Consider the following 19400-nt stretch of genomic DNA (forward strand, 5'->3'; position numbering starts at 1 on the left):
GCCGGCCCCGTTGGGGCCGATCAGCGCGTGGATGCGGGCATGGTGGACGTCGAGGTTCACGTTGTTGACGGCCGTGAACCCCGAGAAGTCCTTGCCGAGGCCGCGGGCGGTAAGCACCAATCTGGATTCAGTCGGCGATACGACCGACGCATTTGTCTGCTCAGAAAGCATGTCGCCTCCTCCCAAAGGCTCGACATTTTTGCGCAGGCCACATGGCCCACGAAAGGATCACACAATTAAACCGCGGGATCACACACCGAGCCGCTCCTTTGCCTCGGCGACCAGTGCCTTCGCGATGATGGTCTGCTGGATCTGGGTTGTACCTTCGTAGATGCGGTAAAGCCGCGCGTCGCGGAAGAGCTGCTCGGCGCGGTATTCGCGGATATAGCCGTTGCCGCCGTGGACCTGCACGTTGCGGTCGGCGACCCGGCCGACCATCTCTGAGGCGAACATCTTGGCGCACGCCGCCGCCATGGATACGTCCTCTCCCGCGTCGCGCCGCCGCGCTGCGTCCAGAACCAGTGCGTGGGCGGCCATTGCGTCGGCCTTGCTGTCGGCGAACATCCCTTGGATCAGCTGGAAGTCGGCAATGGCACGACCGAACTGCTTTCGCTCGGCGGCATAGGCGACCATGTCGTCGATCATCCGCTCGGCCAGGCCCGTGCAGGCGGCGGCGATGCCAAGGCGGCCCTTGTCCAGCACCTTCATCGCCGTCTTAAAGCCCTGCCCCTCGATCCCCCCAATCAGCGCCTCCACAGGCACCCGGCAGTCCTGGAAGATCACGTCGGCCACATGGGCGCCCTGCTGGCCCATCTTCTTCTCGGGCTTGCCGACGGAAAGACCCGGCGTCCCTGCCTCGACCGCGAAGGCGGACACGCCCGCCGCGCCCTTCCTGTCGGGGTCGGTGCGCGCCATGACGGTAAATAGCCCCGCGTGCGGCGCGTTGGTGATGAAGCGCTTGGTGCCGTTCAGGACATAATGGTCGCCATCGCGCCGCGCGGTGGTCCGCACGCTGCCCGCGTCGGAACCGACATCCGGTTCGGTCAGCGCGAAGGAACCGATGATCTCGCCCGAGGCGAGGCCGGGCAGGTATTTCGCCTTTTGCTCGTCGGTGCCGTCGATCACGATGCCCTGGCTGCCGATGCCGACGTTGGTGGCGAACATCGACCGGAAGGCGGGCGCGGCGCGGCCGATCTCGAAGGCGACCAGCACCTCCTCCTCCATCGTCAAGCCGAGGCCGCCGTATTCCTCGGGGATCGACAGGCCGAACAGGCCCATCTCGCGCATCCCCTCGACCACGTCGGCCGGTATGGCGTCGGTTTCGGCCACTTCGGGCTCGCGCGGGATCAGCTTCTCGTCCACGAAACGGCGGATGCCGGCGACGAGTTGGTCTCGGGTGTCGGGATCAAGGGCCATGGTCGTTCCTCCACTATTTAAGACAATATACTGTTACAAATCTTTGCAAGCAATCGAATTGATATCTGTATGGATAGTTAGAAGTTGATATGACCGCTGGAATGTAGAACAATGCGTTGACTGAATAACTGGGGAGGGACAGATGGAAGCCGTCATGCTGCACGAGCGCGGGGCCGCAGGGCCGCGTCTGACGCGAATCGATAAGCCGCCCCGGCCTGAGGATGGCGTCCTTGTGCGGATGCTGGCCGCTTCGGTGAACCGTGTTGACCTTTACATGCGCGACTCAGGCGTGGGCATCACCCACGAACTGCCGCTGGTCATGGGCGTCGACGGCATGGGCGAGGTGCTGGAGACGGCCCCCGATTCAGCCTTCAAGCCCGGCGACCGCGTGATCCTGTATCCTTATGACTTCTGCGGGCACTGCCGCTATTGCCTTGCGGGCGACCAGCCGCTGTGTCTGCGCGCCCGCATCTTCGGAGAACATGTCGACGGCACATTCACCGAGATCATGGCCGCGCCCGAACGCGCACTGGTCCGCCTGTCGCCTGCAGTGGACATCCATCGGGCAGCGACGCTCGGCGTGGCCTATCTGACCGCCTGGCGCATGATCTTCGGCAAGATGGCGACCGGGCCGGGGCGGATCGTCTTCATCCAGGGCGCGGGCGGCGGCGTGGCCTATGCCGCGATGCAGCTGGCCCGGATGGCAGGCGCGCGGGTCATTGTCTCGACCTCGGGCGAGGAGAAGCTTGCGCATTTCCGCGATCTCGGCGTCGAGGCGGTAGACTATCGCGACGGCGACATGGTCAAGCAGGTCCTGGTCCTGACCGATGGCGAGGGTGCCGACCTGGTCATCGACAACGTGGGAGAAAAGACCTGGGGTTCGTCGCTGCGGGTTATGGCGCGGGGCGGGCACCTGGCGACCTGCGGGGCGACCACCGGGGCGCATCCTTCGGCCGACATCCAGCGGCTCTTCGTGCGGCAGTTGTCGATCCACGGCTCGACCATGGGCAGCCTGGAGGAGTTCCGGCGTCTCGTCCGAGCGTTCGAGACCGGCGCCTTCGTGCCGCCCATCGACAGCACCTATCCCTTGGCCGAAGTCCCCGCCGCCTTCGCCCGGCTCGAGGAAACCGACCGCATGGGCAAGATCGTCATCTCTATTGCCGAACCGGAGGGGACTGCATGAGCTACCAGACCATCCTGACCGCCCGCGACGGCGCCGTTGGCATAATCACCCTGAACCGCCCCGAAGCCCTGAACGCGCTGAACGGCCAGATCACGGCGGAACTCGGCCAAGCCGTGGAGGAGATGGAGCGCGACGACGGGATCAACGTCATCGTCCTGACTGGCTCGGACAAGGCCTTTGCCGCCGGTGCCGACATCAAGGAAATCCTCGACAAGACGTTCATCGACGTCTTCGACGAACAGTTCATCACCGCGACATGGGAACGCATCGCCCGCTGCCGCAAGCCGACCATCGCCGCCGTATCCGGCCACGCCATTGGCGGCGGCTTCGAGCTTGCGATGATGTGCGACATCATCATCGCCGCCGAATGCGCCCGCTTCGCGCTGCCCGAAACGAAGATCGGCATCATCCCTGGAGCGGGCGGCACGCAGCGGCTGACGCGGGTGGGGGGCAAGGCGCTGGCCATGGACATGATCCTGACCGGCCGCCGTCTGGCCGCCGAGGAGGCGCGCGCCCATGGTCTTGTCAGCCGGGTGGTGCCGGACGGCGAGCATCTGACCGCCGCCATCGCTATCGCGCAGGAGATGGCACAATCCTCGCGGCCGATCCTGATGATCGCCAAGGAGGCCGTGAACAAGGCCTACGAGACGCATCTGGCCGAGGGCATCCATCTGGAACGCCGGCTGCTCTATTCGACCTTCGCCATCGAAGACCGGCGTGAGGGCATGACCGCCTTCAGCGAAAAGCGGAAGCCCAGGTTCCGCAACCGCTGATAACGGCCGGTCCGCCCGGAAGGCGCGGCCAGCATCCCCGGGCTATCCGCACGCGGTTCAGACCAGATGCGGCTCTAGCGCCGCACGCAGCCAGTCCGGAAGCGGCTGCTTGCCGTCCCTTTGCGCGATAAAGACGTTGACGCTGTTCAGCGAGAAGCAGTGCTCGCCCTTCTGCCAGCCGGTCGCGCGAAACCCCATCGAGGTCCGCCCGAGCCGCGTCACCCCAATGGTGAAATCGAGGTCCGCGTCGCCGCGCACGGGAGACGCGAAGTCCACGTCCAGATGGACGAAGGGCATCCCCACCCCCAGCCGGACTGACATGGCATACCATCCCCGTCCTTCGGTCACGTCAGACAGGAAGCGGTCGATGGCGCGCAGCGCGGCATTCACCAGCGCCCCGGTATAGGCGATCCCGGCCGGGTCGCAGTCCCCAAAGCCCATGTGATGAGTGTAGCGATAGACCTCGGCGGGAAGGGCGGACTGGCTCATGTGGGTTCCGTCACAGCTTCTCGGTCAGTTCCGGCAGGACGGTGAAGATGTCGCCGACGAGGTTGTAGTCGGCGACCTGGAAGATGGGGGCCTCCTCGTCCTTGTTGATGGCGACGATGACCTTGCTGTCCTTCATCCCCGCCAGGTGCTGGATCGCGCCCGAGATGCCGGCGGCGATGTAAAGCGCGGGGGCGACCACCTTGCCGGTCTGGCCCACCTGCCAGTCGTTCGGCGCATAGCCCGAATCGACCGCCGCGCGGCTTGCACCCACGGCGGCGCCGAGCTTGTCCGCGAGCTTCTCGATCAGCGCGAAGTTCTCCTTCGAGCCGACCGCGCGGCCGCCCGAGACGATGCGTTTCGCCGAGGTCAGCTCCGGGCGGTCCGAGGCCGCAACCCGGTCCTCGACCCAGGAGGACAGGCCGGGATCGGCGGCGGCGGCGGCCTCGACCGGGGCCGAGCCACCCTCGCCCGCCGCGTCGAAGCTGGCGATGCGCACCGTCAGCACCTTGACCGGGTCCGAGGATTTCACCGTCTGGATCGCGGCCGAGGTGTAGACGCCGCGCTCGAAGGTGTCGGCGTCCACGATCCGGCTGACCTCGGGGATCACCATCACGTCCAGAAGCGCCGCCGCGCGCGGCAGGACGTTGCGGGCATCCGTGGTGCCGGGCGCGGCGATGTGGCTGAACTGCGGCGCAAGCTCCACCAGCAGCGCCGCCATCGGCTCGGCCAGGCGGTGGGCGTAGGCCGGGCCCTCGGCCACCAGCACCTTCGCCACGCCCTCGATCTGCGCGGCCTCCCGGGCGGCCGCCTGCGCGCCCTCGCCCGCGACCAGCACGGTCACATCCCCAAGCGGCGTCACCGCCGTCACGGCCTTGGCCGTCGCGTCCCGGTTCAGCCCGTTCTCGGCCATCTCGGCCAGCAGCAGCACCGCCATCACACCACCCCCGCAGCTTTGAGTTTCGACACCAGCTCGTCGACCGAGGCCACCTTGACCCCCGCCTTGCGCCCCTCGGGCTCGGCGGTCCTGACCACCGTCAGCCGGGGCGAGACGTCCACGCCGTAGTCACCGGCGGTCTTCTCGACGAGTTCCTTCTTCTTCGCCTTCATGATGTTGGGCAGGCTCGCATAGCGCGGCTCGTTCAGCCGCAGGTCGGCGGTCACGATCGCGGGCAGACGCACCTCGATCACCTGCAGCCCGCCGTCGATCTCGCGCGTGACGGTCGCCTTCTCGCCCTCGACTTCCAGCTTGCCGGCCTGCGTCGCCTGCGCCCAGCCCAGCAGCGCCGCCAGCATCTGGCCGGTGGCGTTCATGTCGTTGTCGATCGCCTGCTTGCCCATCAGCACCAGCTGCGGTTGCTCCTCGGCGATGATGGCCTTCAGCAGCTTGGCCACCGCGAGGGGCTCGATGTCCTTGTGCACGTCGTCGGCGGCCACCACCAGGATGCCGCGGTCGGCGCCCATCGCCAAGGCCGTGCGGATGGTTTCGGCCGCCTGCTTGACGCCGATCGACACCACCACGATCTCGGACGCCGCCCCCTTCTCCTTCAGACGGATCGCTTCCTCGACCGCAATCTCGTCAAAGGGGTTCATCGACATCTTCACGTTCGACAGGTCCACCCCCGACCCGTCCGCACGAACCCGCGCCTTCACGTTGTAGTCGATCACCCGCTTCACAGGCACAAGAACCTTCATTTCCGCATCTCCTCAGAAGAACGCCTGCAGCCCGGTCTGCGCCCGACCCAGGATCAGGGCGTGGACGTCATGGGTGCCCTCGTAGGTGTTCACGGTTTCCAGGTTCACCATGTGGCGCATCACCGGGTATTCGTCCGAGATGCCGTTGCCGCCGTGCATGTCGCGGGCCACCCGCGCGATCTCCAGGGCCTTGCCGCAGTTGTTGCGCTTGATGAGGGAGATCATCTCGGGCTGCATCCTGCCGGCCTCGAACAGCCGCCCGACCCGCAGGGCCGCGTTCAGGCCGAGCGTGATCTCAGTCATCATGTTCGCAAGCTTCAACTGGTGCAGCTGCGTCTGCGCTAGGGGCTTGCCGAACTGCTTGCGATCCAGCCCATAGGACCGCGCCGCGTGCCAGCAGGCCTCGGCCGCGCCCATCGAGCCCCAGGCGATGCCATAGCGCGCGCGGTTGAGGCAGCCGAAGGGGCCACCCAGGCCCTCGGCATTTGGCAGCAGGGCATCCTCGCCCACTTCGACCTCGTCCATGACGATCTCGCCGGTTACGGAGGCGCGCAAGGACAGCTTGCCCTCGATCTTCGGAGCGGACAGGCCCTTCATGCCCTTTTCCAGCACAAAGCCACGGATCTTGCCGCCATGCGCCTCGGACTTCGCCCAGACCACGAAAACATCGGCGATGGGGCTGTTGGTGATCCACATCTTGGACCCGTTCAGCCGGTAGCCGCCCTCGGTCTTCCTGGCGGTGGTCTTCATGCCGCCTGGATCCGAGCCCGCGTCGGGCTCGGTCAGGCCGAAGCAGCCCACCCATTCGCCGGAACAGAGCTTCGGCAGGTACTTGCGCCGCTGTTCTTCCGAGCCATAGGCATTGATCGGGTGCATTACCAAGGACGCCTGCACCGACATCATGGATCGGTAGCCCGAATCCACCCGCTCGACCTCCCGCGCAACCAGGCCGTAACTGACATAGCCTGCGCCGGTGCCGCCGTATTCCTCGGGGATGGTGACGCCCAGTAGGCCAAGCTCGCCCATCTCGGTGAAGATGGCGCGGTCGGTGTGCTCCTTCTGGAAGGCCTCGCGCACGCGGGGGGCGAGGCGGTCCTGCGCATAACCCCGCGCGGTGTCGCGGATCATGCGTTCTTCCTCGGTCAGCTCGTCTTCCAGCAGGAAGGGATCTTCCCAGCGGAAGCTGCCTGTGCGGTCCATCTTCATGGTCGTTTCTCCTGTCTGGATCAGACGCGTTCGATCAGCAGCGCGGCGCCCTGACCGACGCCGACGCACATGGTGGCAAGCGCGTAGCGCCCGCCGGTGGTCTTGAGTTCAAGCGCGGCGGTCCCGCTGATGCGGGCGCCGGACATGCCCAAGGGGTGCCCCAGCGCGATGCCGCCGCCGTTGGGGTTCAGGCGCGGGTCGTCGTCGGCCAGCCCCAGGTCGCGGGTGACGGCCAGCGCCTGCGCGGCGAAGGCCTCGTTCAGCTCGATCACCGACAGGTCGTCCAGCGTGATCCCGGCCAGGTCCATCAGCCTGCGAACAGCCGGCACCGGGCCGATGCCCATGATCCGCGGGGTGACGCCTGCGCTCGCCCCCGCGACGATGCGGGCGATGGGGGTCAGGCCGTGGCGCTTCGCGGCGGCTTCCGAGGCCACGATCAACCCCGCCGCGCCGTCGTTCACGCCCGAGGCGTTGCCGGCGGTGATCGAGCCGTCCCTGCGGGTGATCGGCCGCAGCTTCGCCAGCTGTTCCAGCGTGGTCTCGCGCGGATGTTCGTCCTGCGTGACCTCGATGGATTCCTTGCGGCCCTGCGGCACGGTGACCGCCACGATCTCGGCCGCGAAGCGGCCGTTCCTCTGCGCCGCCGCGGCGCGGGTCTGCGAGTTCAGGGCTAAGAGGTCCTGGTCCTCGCGCCGGATCTGCAGCTCGTCGGCAAGGTTCTGCGCCGTCTCGGGCATCGAGTCGGTGCCGTATTGCTCCGCCATCCTCGGGTTGACGAAGCGCCAGCCGATGGTGGTGTCGTGGATCTCGGTCGTACGCGAGAAGGCAGACTCCGCCTTGGGCATCACGAAGGGCGCGCGGGACATGCTTTCCACGCCGCCCGCGAAGGCCAGCTCCATGTCGCCCGAGCGGATGGCGCGGGCGGCGGCCGCCACCGCTTCCAGCCCCGAGCCGCAAAGCCGGTTCACGGTCACCCCCGGCACGGTGTCCGGCAGGCCCGCCAGCAGCAGCGCCATGCGGGCGACGTTGCGGTTGTCCTCGCCCGCCTGGTTGGCGCAGCCCATCCAGACCTCCTCGACCGCCACGGGGTCGAGGCCGGGGTTGCGGGCCAGCAGCGCCCCAAGCGGCACGGCGGCGAGGTCGTCGGCGCGGACGGTCGCCAGGGCGCCGCCGTAGCGGCCGATGGGGGTGCGGACATAGTCGCAGATGAAGGCGTCGGCCATCGTGGGCTCCTCAGTTCAGGCTGGCGAGGGTCTGGCCCTCGGCGACAAGGCGTTCAAGCAAGGGCGGCACGCGCCAGGACAGCGGGTCTTCCGCCGCAAGCTGGCGGATGCGGTCCAGGACCGTGGGCAAGCCCAGCCGGTCGGCATGGTGCATCGGCCCGCCCCGCCAGCGCGGGAAGGCGTAGCCGTGGACCAGCACCAGGTCGATGTCGGCCGGGCGGCGGGCGATGCCTTCGTCGAGGATGTGGAAGCCCTCCTCGATCATCGCCAAGACGGCGCGTTCGGCGATCTCCTCCGGCGTCCAGTCGCGGGCGGCCACCGTTTCATCGGCCACCAGCGCATCCACCACGGCCGAGGGCTGGCGCTTGCCGCCCTCGGGGTAATCATACCAGCCCGCGCCGGTCTTGCGGCCCAGGCGCTTCAATTCCTCGACCATGCGGTCGGCAATGCGGACATAGCGGATGCCGGGCTTGTCCTTCAGCCCCTTCCGCTGGCGGTTGGCATAAGCGATATCGAGGCCGGAAAGGTCCTGCACCGCATAGGGGCCCATCGCCATGCCCCAGCCTTCCATCGCCGCATCGACCTGCGACGGCGTGGCCCCTTCCACCAGCATCAGATCGGTGGTCTGGCGATAGCGGGTCAGGATGCGGTTGCCGATGAAGCCGTCGCAGACGCCCGCCTCGACCGGGACCTTCTTCAGCCGCGCGGCAAGGCGGAAGGCAGTGGCAAGCGTGACGTCCGAGGTGGTGTCGGCCCGCACGATCTCCAGCAGCTTCATGACATGGGCGGGCGCGAAGAAATGCAGCCCGATCAGGCGGCCGGGGTGGCTGACGTCCGCGAAGATCGCGTTCACGTCGAGGTAGCTGGTGTTGGTGGCGAGGATCGTCGCCTCAGGCAGGCCACGGTCCAGCGCGGCAAAGATGGTGCGCTTGACCTCCATCGCCTCGAAGGCTGCCTCGATGGCGATGTCGGCGGGGGAAAGGGCGTCGTAGCCGGCGCGGAAGGTGAGGCCCTCGGCCAGCCTCGCCTCGGCCTCGGCCTGGGTCATCCGGTTGCGCTTGACGGCATCAGCGTAGAGGCGCGCGACATTGGCGCGTGCGCGGGTCGCCCCGGTTTCGTCCTGCTCGACCAGGGTGACGGCGATGCCGATCCCGGCCAGTGCATAGGCGATGGCCGCGCCCATTGTGCCGCCGCCGACCACGATGGCGGTCGAGATTTCCCGCGCCTCGGCCTCCTTCGGGGCGCGGCCGGTAGCAGCGCGTTCGGCGAAGAAGACATGGCGCAGCGCTGCCGCCTGATCGCCCGAGCGCAGGCGCAGGAAGGTCTCGCGCTCGCGGGTAAGCCCCGCGTCGAGCGGCAGCTCCGCCGCAGCCTCGACCAGCGCGATCGCCTCGGGCGGGGCGATCTGTCCAGCGGCGCGCTTCGCCGCCGTGGCGCGGGCGGCGGCGACCGCCTCGGACGCGGGCTCCGGCGCGGGCCGGTCGCGCAGGGATGGCGCGGCGTCCAGCCGCTCCTGCGGGATCGCCAGCGCCGCCGCCAGCGGGTCGGCCTCGACCGCATCGAGCATGCCGAGCAACAGCGCCTCGTCGGCCTTCACCACGCGGCCCGCGGCTATCAGCCCCACGGCGCGGTCGGTCCCGATCAGCCGCGGCAGCCGCTGCGTCCCGCCCGCGCCGGGGACCACCCCCAGCGTCACCTCGGGCAGCCCCAGCGTGGCACCGGGCGCGGCGATCCGCATCCGGCAGGCCAGCGCAATCTCGAGCCCTCCGCCGAGCGCCGCGCCATTGATCGCGGCGATCGCGGGCAGGCGTTCCAGCCGCGCCAGCACGTCCGGCAGATGCGGCGGGATGGGTGCCTGGTCGAACTCCCTCGCGTCCGCCCCAGCGACAAAGGCCCGCCCCGCCCCGGTCACGACGATCCGCCGGGCGCCCGCCGCCTCGGCCGCGTCTAGCGCTGCCATCAGCCCCTGCCGCACCGAAGCCGAGATCACGTTCACCGGAGGGTTATCGATGGTGATCACGCAGGCATCGCCCTGCAGGGAATGGCTGACAGGCATGAAGGACCTCCGTTCAGAGATGGGGGCGGATGCCCCCGGATACCGAGAGCATCTCGCCGGTCAGGAACCGCGAGTCGTCGCGCAGGAAGAAGGCGATCGCGGCCGAGGTCTCCTCTGGCTCGGCCATGCGGCGGATCATGCCTTGGACGACCAGCCGCTCGGCCTCCTCAGGCGGGATATTCTGGGTGACCGAGGTACGGGTCAGTCCCGGTGCCACGCAGTTGACCGTCACGGCGGGGGCGAACTCGGCTGCGAGACTGCGGGTCAGCGAGGCGACGGCGGCCTTGCCGGCCGCGTAATCCGCCTGTCCCGCCTCGCCGCCGAAGACGATGCTGGCCACGTTGACGATGCGACCCCAGCCGCGTTCCAGCATCCCCGGTGCGAAGGCTTGGATCAGGTGGAAGCCCGGCATCAGGTTCAGGTCCATCGTCGCGCGCCACTGCTCCTCGGTCATCTCGAGGAAGGGCGTGTAGAGCCGGGGCGAGCGCAGCCCGCCCACGAGGTTGACGAGGATGTCCACCTGCCCCAGAGCCAGCGCGGCCTCGGCAAAGGCCCCGGCCTCGCCGGCGCGGGTCACGTCGCCGCGCAGGCTGGCGACCTTCACCCCTGACCCGTCCAGCGCGACCACCGTCTCCTCCAGCCGGCGCCCCGAGATGTCGGTGAGCGCGAGCCCGGCGATCCCATCCGCGACCAGCCGATCGATCACGGCCCGGCCCATGGGACCTCCCGCGCCGCTCACTGCGGCAATACGGTTTGCAAGATGTGCCTCGGTCATGCGCGATCAAGCTCCTCGTGCAGCATCTTGCGCAGCGCGAATTTCTGGATCTTGCCGGATGCGGTGGCCGGCAGGCTCTCGCGGATCTCCAGCCGCTCGGGCCAGTACTGGATCGCCAGCTTGTGTTCGCCCAAGTGGCGCCGCATCTCGTCGAAATCGAAGCTCGCGTCCGGTTTCAGCGTGACGAAGGCGCAGGCGCGTTCGCCCAGCCGGTCGTCGGGGTAGGCGACGATGGCGACCTGGTGGATCGCCGGGTGCCTGAACAGGACGCCCTCGACCTCGAAGACGGGGATGTTCTCGGCACCGCGGATGATGATGTCCTTGGACCGGCCTGCAATGCGGATATAGCCGCGCTCGTCCATGCGTGCGATGTCGCCGGTATCGAACCAGCCATTGTCATCGGTCGCGTTCAGCAGCGGGCGCTTGAGATAGCCGCCGAAGTTAGAACAGGCACGGACGAACAGTTCCCCCGCCTGGCCCGGAGGGCAGACGTTCCCGTCATCGTCGCGGATCTGGATCTCGACACCCGGAAGCGGGAAGCCATCCGTGTTGATCGAGCGCTCGTCGTCGTCGGAAGGGTCCACCACGGTCAGCGCGCCGTTCTCGGTCATGCCCCAGGCCGAGACCACCTTGGTGCCGGTCATCACCTGCCGCGCGCGTTCAACGACCGGGCCGGGGATCGGCGCCCCGGCGCACAGGAAGATCCGCAGAGAGCTGCTGTCGAACTTGTTTTCATCGACGGCGTTCGTGAGGTCCATCAGGAAGGGGGTCGAGGCCATGGTGAAGGTGATGCGGTCGTCCTGCACCATCTGTCCCTTCAGCCGCTTGTCCCAGGTGTCGAACAGGATCGACCGCGCCTTGAGGTAGATCGGCATCAGCAGACCGTACATGAACCCCGTCTGGTGGGCCATGGGCGAGGCCATGGCGATCACGTCATCCGCCGTCAGCCCCAGGCGTTCCGAATAGGGAATGAGGTTGGAATACATGGTGTTCGAGGTGTGCATCACGCCCTTGGGCTCGCCCGTCGTGCCGCTGGTGTAGATCAGCTGGTTGACGTCGTCGGGACCGGGGCGGTTGGCGGTCACGATCCGCTGCAACTCGGGGTCAGCGTCAAAGGCGGGGTCGGCCAGCAGCGCGTCGAAGCTGTTTTCGCCCGCACCGTTATTGACAACGATGTGCTGCAGATCGGGAAGTTGGGGCTTCATCCCCTCGGCCATCGCCTCGTGGTCGAAGTTGCGAAACACCGTGGGGACGATGAAGACCTTGGACTCGCCGTGGCGCAGCATGAACAGCAGTTCATGTTCGCGGAAGATCGGCATCACCGGGTTGAAGACCGCCCCGATCCGCGCGCAGCCGAGATAGGTCGCCACGAACTGCCAGCTATTGGGGAGCTGGCAGGTCACCACGTCGTCGCGTTCCACGCCAAGCCGCGTCAAGCCCACCGCCACGCGGTTGGCGGCACGGTCCAATTCCACCCAGGTGAAGTCACACCGCTGTCCATCAGACACGCTGATCGAGCTTAGCGCCAGCTGGTCTGGCTTCTCGGCCAGCACCTCGTCGAAATAGTCGTTGACGGTCTTGTTGCGCCAGTGGCCGGCGCGGACCATAGCCTCGCGGCGCGGCTCGATCAGGATAGCGTCGAACTTCATTGGTAGTCCCCCCTTGCAGTGTGCGGCTTTCGGCTCTCCTCAGCCGGTGACCGCGTCCCGTCCAGCGCGTTCCCGCGCGATGATGTTCTTCATGATATGCGCGGTGCCGTCGCCGATCTGCAGCCCCAGCACGTCCTTGAGCCGCTGCGCGAAGGGCAGGTCGCCCGCATAGCCCGCGTGACCGTGGATCAGCAGGCAAGCGTGGATCGCCTCATAGGCCAGCAGTGGCGGCCACCACTTGGTCATGGCGGCCTCGGCGGTGTGCGGAAGGTTGTTGTCCTTGAGCCACAGCGCGTTCATCGACAGAAGCCGCGCGCCAGCCAGCTTCGTCTCGAAGTCCGCAAGCTGGTGGCTGACGCCTTGGAAGGCGCCGAGCGGCTTTCCGAATGCGCGGCGCTCGCCGATATAGGCCCAGGTCTCGTCAAGCGACTGCTGCGCGGTGCCCACACATTGCAACCCGATCAGGCTGCGCGAAAAGTCGAAGCCCTGCATGACCTGGGCAAAGCCCCGGCCTTCCTCTCCCAGCAGGTTTTCCGCGGGCACCCGCACGTTGTCGAACCAGATCGAGCCGTGGCCGATCGAGTTCTGGCCCATGTTGTCGAACTTGGACGTGCTGATGCCGTCCAGATCCATCGGCACGAGGATGGCTGACACGCCCCGCGCACGGTCCTCGGCTTTGCCGGTGCGGGCAAAGACGATGGTGCCGGCGGCGATCTGGTTGGCCGAGATCGAGGTCTTCTCGCCGTTCAGGATGTAATGCGCGCCATCGCGCTCCATCCGCAGCCCGAGGTTTGCCGCGTCCGAGCCGCCCTTGGGTTCCGTGAGGGCGATAGCCAGCATGATCTCGCCCGCCGTCAGCTTTGTCAGCCATTCGCGGGCGATTTCCCGCTTTGCGAATTGGGCAAGGACCTGGCCGTTCAGCGAGCCCAGAAGCGGCACGTAGCCGAAGGTGAAATCAGCGCGGCCGATTTCCTCGACGATGGCGCCGGCATAGATCGTGCCCGCGCCCATGCCGCCGAAGTCCTCGGGCAGTTCCGGGGCGATCAGCCCGAGGCTGCCCATCTCGCGCACAAGGTCCATGTCCATGCGGCCCGCCCTCTCGCGGGCCTGGTAGCCCGGCGCGACGCGGTCCTGCGCAAAGCGGCGCGCGAGATCGCGGATCTGATCCAGTTCCTCGGTGTCGAAAACGGTCTTGGACATAAGCCTCACCCCCGGCAGATCGAAAAAGTGGACCGCCCGGCGGGGGCAGTCCACGCTGGACTCAGCCCTTGCGGGCGACGTGCTTGCGGAAGTCGGGCTTGCGCTTTTCCTTGAAGGCGACGCCGCCTTCCTTGGACTCGTCGGTGTCGTAATAAAGCGACAGCGCCCGCATCCCCATAGCCGAGATGCCGCGGATGCTTTCGGTATCGGCGTTGAAGGACACTTTCGCCATCGCCAGCGCGGTGGGCGAGCGGTCCATCAGTTCGGCCACCCAGCGGTCCACCTCGGCGTCCAGCTCCTCGGCAGGGACGACGGCGTTCGCAAGGCCCCAGTCTAGCGCCTGCTGCGCGGTATAGCGCTTGTTCAGGTACCAGATCTCGCGGGCGCGCTTTTCGCCCACGACGCGGGCCAGATAAGCGGTGCCGAAGCCGGGATCGACCGAGCCGACCTTGGGGCCGACCTGCCCAAACTGCGCGGTGTCGGACGCGATGGTCAGGTCGCAGATCGTCGCCAGCACGTTGCCGCCGCCGATGGCGAAGCCGTTGACCCGCGCGATGACGGGCTTCGGCACGTCGCGGATCAGGGACTGCAACTCGTCGATGGGCAGGCCGATCACGCCGCGCCCGTCATACTGGCCGTCATGGGCCGACTGGTCGCCGCCGGTGCAGAAGGCCTTGTCGCCCGCGCCGGTCAGGACGATCACGCCGACCTCGCGGTCCCAGCCCGCCTTCTGGAAAGCGTCGATCAGTTCATCGACGGTGTGGCCGCGGAAGGCGTTGTACTTGTCGGCGCGGTTGATGGTGATCCAGGCCGCGCCGTTGCGGTTCTCGTACAGGATGTCGGTATAGTCCATGATGGTTCCTTCGTTAACCGTGCATCGTCAGGCCGCCGGACACCGAGATCACCTGGCCGGTGATGAACGAGGCGTCGTCGGAGGCAAAGAACAGGATCGCGCCCGGCAGATCCTCGGGGCGCCCGAGCCGTCCCAGTGGCACGGCCTTGGTAAAGGCGTCGCGCAGCTTGTCCTTGTTGCCCGCAGCTTCCATGAAGCTGTCGAGCATCGGCGTGTCGGTGACGCCGGGGCAGACGCAGTTGAAGGTCAGCCCCTGCCGCGCGTGTTCCCGCGCCAGCGTCTTGGAAAATGCGATCACGCCGGCCTTGCAGGCAGCATAGACGGATTCGCCAGACGAGCCCACGCGCGCTGCGTCCGACGCCACGCTGACCACCCGGCCAGACTTGCGTTCTGCCATCCTCGCCACCACCGGATGAGTGATGTTCAGCACCGACTTCAGGTTGATGTCGATCAGCTTCGACCAGTAGTCCGGTTCGGACTTCAGGAACGTGACGAACGAATCCCAGCCCGCATTGTTGACAAGCACGTCGATCGGTCCGATCTCGGCCTCGACCTTCTCGACCGCGGCGCGCACGGCCTCTGCATCGGTGAGATCGACGACCATGGGGGACGCCTTGCCGCCGGCCGCCGTGATCCGGTCAACCACCGCCTGCGCAGCATCCGCCTTGATGTCAGCGACCACGACAAGCGCGCCTTCCTCGCCGAACCGCTCGCAGGTGGCCGAGCCGATGCCGCCACCTCCGCCAGTTACGACAACAACTTTATCCTTGAGTCCGCGCATGATGTTCCTCAACCCTATTCGCTCTGCACCGAATGCAAGCTGCGAGGCTTTGATTTACCGCCGTGCAGCGTGGAAAGGTGCGTTGATTCTCTTTCTAAGAGTATTTGCCAGTCAGCACTATTTGTGTCAATATGTTTACTGATAAGTTCGCTTTCTCTACCATTCTCGGATACCCTCGGAGCTTCGCATGAACAGCCGCCCTGCCCCGCCGACCCAGGACACTGCCGCCATCGATGCGCTGACTGCTGGCCTGCGCAACCGGCTGTTCTTCCGGCTGTACCAGACCGCCAACCTGCTGAACAAAACCGGCAACCGTGCGCTCGAAGATCACGGCGTGACCACGCAGCAGTGGGCGATTCTGGGCGCATTGGCCGACCCGCGGAGCGAAGGAGGGATTTCGGTCGGTGATCTTGCCGCCCTGCTCATGGTCAGCCGCCAGAACCTGACCGGCGTGCTGTCACGGCTCGAGTCCCGCGGCCTGATCGCCCGGACGGTGGACGTGCGCGACAAGCGCTCGCGTTTCATCTGCCTGACCGGCGAGGGATTGCAGAGATGGGCCGAGATGCAGCCGCAGATCAACGAGTTCTACCAGGCCTCGCTGGCAGATTTCTCGACCTCGGACCTCATCGCCGCGATGCACTACCTTGAGAGGCTGCGGCACAACTTCGTCGTGCTTGAGGGAGGGCAGGGCGAAGCGGAGGGCGACTGACCGCAGGAGCCCCGTTCCCGATCTTGCCCGAGGCAGTCAGCCGGACCCCGGCGAACGGGGCCGCCCCCGTCCCCGATCAAGAGGCTCGAGCGGAATCCTTACGCGCTTCGCCCTGCCTGGATGCGAGGCTTTCCACGATTTCCCGCTTCAGGATCTTTCCTGTCGGACCCAGAGGGAAGCTGTCGAAGAACTCGATTCGCCGGGGAACCTTGTACGAGGCCAGACGATCCCGGCAGAAGGATAGCAGCGTTTCGCCGGAAATCTCGGCACCCTCGCGGATGACGATGCATCCTATCGCCAGTTCACCCTTGACGGCGTCCGGCACCGCGACCACCGACACCAGGGCGACCGCGGGGTGCGCTGCCAGGACGGCCTCGACCTCGGCGGGGAAGATGTTCGAGCCGCCGGTGATGATGACGTCCTTCTTACGGTCCAGCATGTAGAGGAACCCGTCCTCGTCGAGCATGCCGATGTCCCCGCTTCGCCAGCCGTGGCTGGTGAAGGCGGCAGCCGTCGCCGCGGCGTCCTGCCAGTATCCCGCCCCGAGCAGATCCCCAGCCACGCAGATCTCGCCCGGCTGCCCAGCCGGCTGCGGGTTGCCCGCATCGTCCAGGATCGAGATCGTCGCACTGCCCATCGGCCTGCCGACCGAGCCGGGCTTGCGCCGGCCTTCGGGCGCCTCGGTTGTGCAGATGCCGCAGAGTTCGCTCGCCCCGTAGGCATTCACCAACGGCACTCCGAAGGTCGTCTCGAAGCGCGCCTGGACATCGGGCGGCAGCGGCGCCCCCCCCGCCATGCACAGCCGCAGGCCGCTCGTGTCGTGGCGCGCCGGATCATGCCCTTCCAGCAGATAGGAGAACATGGTCGGCGTCCCGGCGAAGAAGGTCGCGCGGTGCTCGGTCATCAGCGACAGGATCGCGGCCGTGTCCCACTTCCCGTTCAGGATCAGGGTGCCGGCTGCGTACAGGCAGCCATTCAGCATGAACGTCGCGCCGAAATTGTTGAACAGCGGCACCGCGCATAGGAAGCGCTCCTGCTGCCAGCGCATCCTGTGATGCGAATGAGTGTCCCGAATCGCGTGATAGATCGCGCGGTGCGTCTGCATCGCACCCTTCGGCAATCCGGTGGTTCCCGAAGTGAAGAAGATCGCGGCGACGTCCTCGGGATCGACCGGCACGGGTTCGAAGACATCCGGCCACTTCGGCAGTTCGTCGCGCAGCGCGGTCCCCCAGTCCGGGGCGTCCCCGCCGGACACGAGCACATACTGGAGGTCGGGCAGTGAGCCGCGCACGGCGTCCACGACCGGCACGCCTTCACTCCGGCAGATCAGCACCGGCATGCGGGTCTTTCGGCCCAATGTCTCGACTTCCGACGACTTGTAGCTGTCGCTGATCGGCAGCGCGATGGCACCGATCTTCTGACAGGCGTGATAGGCGACCGCGACCTCGGGCGTGCTGGGCAGGTAAAGACCGACAGGCGTCCCCTTCCCCACGCCAAGGCTGCTCAGCAGGCCCGCCAGCCGGGCGGTCCGGCGGTTGAACTCGGCATAGGTGATACTTTCGCCCTCGAAGAGGAGGAAGGGCTTGTCCGGGAACCAGCGCGCCGTGGTCTCCAGCATCATTCCAAGCGTCTGCATAACGTGATCCTCAAGGGCTAATAGGCTGCAGCACAGGAAGGAAGCGCCTGCCCGCCGCTTCCCCTTGTTCGTGCAGGCTTCACTGCACCAGAGGGCAGCCGCCTTCGGAGAGCGGACGGAACGCCTCGGCCGCCGGGATCGTCGCGACCGTCTCGTACAAGTCCCATTCGCCCGTCGAGTTTTCCGGCGACTTCACGCGGAACAGGTACATGTCGTGGATCGCGCGTCCATCGGCGCGGATCTCGCCCTTGCCGAACAGCGGATCGTCGATGGGCGTTTCCTTCATCTTTGCCATCACCGTCGAGGCGTCCTTGGTGCCGGCCGCCTCGACCGCCTCGAGGTAGTGCATGATCGAGGAGTAGACCCCGGCATGAACCTGCGTCGGCATCCGACCCCCGTGCGCTTCGGCGAACCGCTGGGACCAGGCCCTGCTTTCGTCGCTCTGATCCCAGTAGAAGGCTTCGGTCAGCACCAGTCCCTGCGCCGTTTGCAGCCCGAGGGAATGGACGTCGGTGATGAAGGCCACCAGCGCGGCGACGGACTGGCCGCCCTGCATGATGCCGAACTCGGCCGCCTGCTTGACGGCGCTGATCATGTCGCCACCCCCATTCGCCAGGCCAATCACCTTGGCGCCGGAGGATTGGGCCTGCAGCAGAAAAGAGGCAAAGTCGCTGGTGCCGAGCGGATGGCTCGCGGACCCGACAACTGTCCCGCCCGAAGCTTCAACGACGGCGGAGGCATCCTGCTGCATGGCCTTGCCGAAGGCGTAATCCGCCGAAATGAAGAACCAGCTGTCGCCGCCCTGCTGGACCATGGCCCGCGCCGTTCCGTTGGCCAGCGCCCAGGTGTCATAGGTCCAGTGCACGGTGTTGGGCGAGCACTTGGCGCCGGTAAGCTCCGCCGTGCCGGCCCCCGAGTTCAGGTGGATGCGGCCCTTTTCGCGGGCCAGATCGCTGACCGCCAAGGCGATCGCCGATCCCGGTATGTCCGAGATGACATCGACGCCCTGCTGGTCGAACCAGTTGCGCGCGATATTGCTGCCGACGTCCGGCTTGTTCTGGTGATCTGCCGCCAGCACCTCGACATTGATGCCCTTCGAGGCGCCGTCGAAATCCTCGACCGCCATGCGGGCAGCGACGACTGAGCCCATGCCTGCCAGGTCGGAGTAGATCCCCGACTGATCGTTCAGCACGCCGATCTTGATGCTGATGTCTTCCGCCAGGCTCGGGCTGACCCCGAGCACAAGGCTGGCCGCGAACACGTGCGTTCCAATTTTCTTGAGCAAACCACATCCTCCCCGATGCAACTGCCTTCATCCCGTGCCGAGTGGCACAGGACCATCCCAAGAATAATCCATGGTCAAAAGCGTGTCAACATCTTGATACGTTATTCCCGTACCAATGCCGGTTCTCCTGCCACGGGAAGACACCATCGCCATTCCCTCTTCACAGGACAAACCTCACATGCTTGCCGAAAATACGCTTGCACAATGGCTGCAGGCGCTGGAAGCCGGTACACTGCTCAAAACGGGACATATGCTTTCAAGGCTTATGAATAGGTAGCACTATTGCTATTATGAGTGCCTGAATGCTTGCGTCTGGCAGGCCGCCAAGCACTATTCAGCCGACAGGCAAACCCCACTCGAACGCTCTCGCCGGCGGCTACCTCCTGGCGGCTCTCTCTGGCCGGAAGGACGCCGTCGAATCGATCCTACCATGTGATCGGGGCGACAACCTCATGTCCTCCTAGGTCCGGACGC

General features: G+C 66.6%; 17 protein-coding genes. 3 read left to right on the forward strand and 14 right to left on the reverse strand.

Annotated features, from left to right (window positions below; all coding sequences use genetic code 11):
• Window positions 1-249 precede the first annotated feature (249 nt).
• Window positions 250-1416 carry an acyl-CoA dehydrogenase family protein gene (locus tag H5395_RS14645; RefSeq protein WP_182793311.1) on the reverse strand — a complete coding sequence of 389 codons (1167 nt, stop codon included), beginning with the start codon at window positions 1414-1416 and terminating at the stop codon, window positions 250-252.
• A gap of 142 nt (window positions 1417-1558) precedes the next feature.
• On the opposite strand from H5395_RS14645, the gene H5395_RS14650 reads away from it, so the two are divergent.
• A complete protein-coding gene (locus tag H5395_RS14650; RefSeq protein WP_182793312.1) occupies window positions 1559-2599 on the forward strand; it encodes a zinc-binding dehydrogenase in 1041 nt (346 codons plus the stop codon).
• Entirely contained in the window at window positions 2596-3372 is a 777-nt protein-coding gene (locus H5395_RS14655) for an enoyl-CoA hydratase-related protein (protein WP_182793313.1), read from the forward strand. Before H5395_RS14650 ends, H5395_RS14655 begins: the two co-directional genes overlap by 4 nt.
• Window positions 3373-3429: 57 nt before the next feature.
• On the opposite strand, the gene H5395_RS14660 is transcribed toward H5395_RS14655, so the two are convergent.
• The 11 genes from H5395_RS14660 to H5395_RS14710 form a co-directional block, all read right to left on the reverse strand.
• Window positions 3430-3861, reverse strand: coding sequence for a thioesterase family protein (locus tag H5395_RS14660; RefSeq protein WP_182793314.1), 432 nt, complete (start codon window positions 3859-3861; stop codon window positions 3430-3432).
• 10 nt (window positions 3862-3871) lie between these two features.
• Window positions 3872-4795, reverse strand: coding sequence for an electron transfer flavoprotein subunit alpha/FixB family protein (locus H5395_RS14665; protein WP_182793315.1), 924 nt, complete (start codon window positions 4793-4795; stop codon window positions 3872-3874).
• On the reverse strand, window positions 4795-5553 hold the full coding sequence (locus H5395_RS14670; protein ID WP_182793316.1) for an electron transfer flavoprotein subunit beta/FixA family protein: 759 nt from the start codon (window positions 5551-5553) through the stop codon (window positions 4795-4797). Before H5395_RS14670 ends, H5395_RS14665 begins: the two co-directional genes overlap by 1 nt.
• A gap of 12 nt (window positions 5554-5565) precedes the next feature.
• Window positions 5566-6759, reverse strand: coding sequence for an acyl-CoA dehydrogenase (locus H5395_RS14675; protein WP_182793317.1), 1194 nt, complete (start codon window positions 6757-6759; stop codon window positions 5566-5568).
• A 20-nt stretch (window positions 6760-6779) separates the two neighbouring features.
• Entirely contained in the window at window positions 6780-7982 is a 1203-nt protein-coding gene (gene pcaF, locus H5395_RS14680) for a 3-oxoadipyl-CoA thiolase (RefSeq protein WP_182793318.1), read from the reverse strand.
• A gap of 10 nt (window positions 7983-7992) precedes the next feature.
• Window positions 7993-10038: an FAD-dependent oxidoreductase gene (locus tag H5395_RS14685; protein WP_182793319.1), complete on the reverse strand. Its 2046-nt coding sequence runs from the start codon at window positions 10036-10038 to the stop codon at window positions 7993-7995.
• A 13-nt stretch (window positions 10039-10051) separates the two neighbouring features.
• A complete protein-coding gene (locus H5395_RS14690; RefSeq protein ID WP_182793320.1) occupies window positions 10052-10813 on the reverse strand; it encodes an SDR family NAD(P)-dependent oxidoreductase in 762 nt (253 codons plus the stop codon).
• On the reverse strand, window positions 10810-12462 hold the full coding sequence (aliA, locus tag H5395_RS14695; RefSeq protein ID WP_182793321.1) for a cyclohexanecarboxylate-CoA ligase: 1653 nt from the start codon (window positions 12460-12462) through the stop codon (window positions 10810-10812). The genes H5395_RS14690 and aliA overlap by 4 nt, the downstream gene beginning before the upstream one ends.
• A gap of 39 nt (window positions 12463-12501) precedes the next feature.
• Window positions 12502-13662, reverse strand: coding sequence for an acyl-CoA dehydrogenase family protein (locus H5395_RS14700; protein WP_182793322.1), 1161 nt, complete (start codon window positions 13660-13662; stop codon window positions 12502-12504).
• 61 nt (window positions 13663-13723) lie between these two features.
• Complete coding sequence (locus H5395_RS14705; RefSeq protein ID WP_182793323.1) at window positions 13724-14515, reverse strand: enoyl-CoA hydratase-related protein; 792 nt, start codon at window positions 14513-14515, stop codon at window positions 13724-13726.
• A gap of 13 nt (window positions 14516-14528) precedes the next feature.
• Window positions 14529-15296 (reverse strand): SDR family NAD(P)-dependent oxidoreductase, encoded by a 768-nt coding sequence (locus H5395_RS14710; protein WP_182793324.1) that lies wholly within the window; start codon window positions 15294-15296, stop codon window positions 14529-14531.
• A gap of 187 nt (window positions 15297-15483) precedes the next feature.
• Between H5395_RS14710 and H5395_RS14715 the strand changes: the two genes are divergently transcribed.
• Window positions 15484-16005, forward strand: a complete 522-nt coding sequence (locus H5395_RS14715; protein ID WP_182793325.1) for a MarR family winged helix-turn-helix transcriptional regulator — start codon at window positions 15484-15486, stop codon at window positions 16003-16005.
• A gap of 76 nt (window positions 16006-16081) precedes the next feature.
• Here H5395_RS14715 and H5395_RS14720 read toward each other — a convergent pair whose 3' ends face one another.
• Window positions 16082-17641 (reverse strand): class I adenylate-forming enzyme family protein, encoded by a 1560-nt coding sequence (locus H5395_RS14720; RefSeq protein WP_182793326.1) that lies wholly within the window; start codon window positions 17639-17641, stop codon window positions 16082-16084.
• 79 nt (window positions 17642-17720) lie between these two features.
• Window positions 17721-18902, reverse strand: coding sequence for an ABC transporter substrate-binding protein (locus H5395_RS14725; RefSeq protein ID WP_370576470.1), 1182 nt, complete (start codon window positions 18900-18902; stop codon window positions 17721-17723).
• Between the last annotated feature and the right edge of the window lie 498 nt (window positions 18903-19400).

It is taken from the genome of Paracoccus sp. MC1854 (genome assembly GCF_014164635.1).
Taxonomy (GTDB): Bacteria; Pseudomonadota; Alphaproteobacteria; order Rhodobacterales; family Rhodobacteraceae; genus Paracoccus.

Bases quoted from the DNA above. Each gene is read 5' to 3' on its own strand.
- H5395_RS14685 (WP_182793319.1), bottom strand. From the start codon at position 10,038: ATGCCTGTCAGCCATTCCCTGCAGGGCGATGCCTGCGTGATCACCATC.
- H5395_RS14645 (WP_182793311.1), bottom strand. From the start codon at position 1,416: ATGGCCCTTGATCCCGACACCCGAGACCAACTCGTCGCCGGCATCCGC.
- H5395_RS14660 (WP_182793314.1), bottom strand. From the start codon at position 3,861: ATGAGCCAGTCCGCCCTTCCCGCCGAGGTCTATCGCTACACTCATCAC.
- aliA (WP_182793321.1), bottom strand. From the start codon at position 12,462: ATGAAGTTCGACGCTATCCTGATCGAGCCGCGCCGCGAGGCTATGGTC.
- H5395_RS14720 (WP_182793326.1), bottom strand. From the start codon at position 17,641: ATGCAGACGCTTGGAATGATGCTGGAGACCACGGCGCGCTGGTTCCCG.
- H5395_RS14650 (WP_182793312.1), top strand. From the start codon at position 1,559: ATGGAAGCCGTCATGCTGCACGAGCGCGGGGCCGCAGGGCCGCGTCTG.
- H5395_RS14710 (WP_182793324.1), bottom strand. From the start codon at position 15,296: ATGCGCGGACTCAAGGATAAAGTTGTTGTCGTAACTGGCGGAGGTGGC.
- H5395_RS14715 (WP_182793325.1), top strand. From the start codon at position 15,484: ATGAACAGCCGCCCTGCCCCGCCGACCCAGGACACTGCCGCCATCGAT.
- H5395_RS14675 (WP_182793317.1), bottom strand. From the start codon at position 6,759: ATGAAGATGGACCGCACAGGCAGCTTCCGCTGGGAAGATCCCTTCCTG.
- pcaF (WP_182793318.1), bottom strand. From the start codon at position 7,982: ATGGCCGACGCCTTCATCTGCGACTATGTCCGCACCCCCATCGGCCGC.
- H5395_RS14690 (WP_182793320.1), bottom strand. From the start codon at position 10,813: ATGACCGAGGCACATCTTGCAAACCGTATTGCCGCAGTGAGCGGCGCG.
- H5395_RS14670 (WP_182793316.1), bottom strand. From the start codon at position 5,553: ATGAAGGTTCTTGTGCCTGTGAAGCGGGTGATCGACTACAACGTGAAG.
- H5395_RS14700 (WP_182793322.1), bottom strand. From the start codon at position 13,662: ATGTCCAAGACCGTTTTCGACACCGAGGAACTGGATCAGATCCGCGAT.
- H5395_RS14665 (WP_182793315.1), bottom strand. From the start codon at position 4,795: ATGGCGGTGCTGCTGCTGGCCGAGATGGCCGAGAACGGGCTGAACCGG.
- H5395_RS14655 (WP_182793313.1), top strand. From the start codon at position 2,596: ATGAGCTACCAGACCATCCTGACCGCCCGCGACGGCGCCGTTGGCATA.
- H5395_RS14705 (WP_182793323.1), bottom strand. From the start codon at position 14,515: ATGGACTATACCGACATCCTGTACGAGAACCGCAACGGCGCGGCCTGG.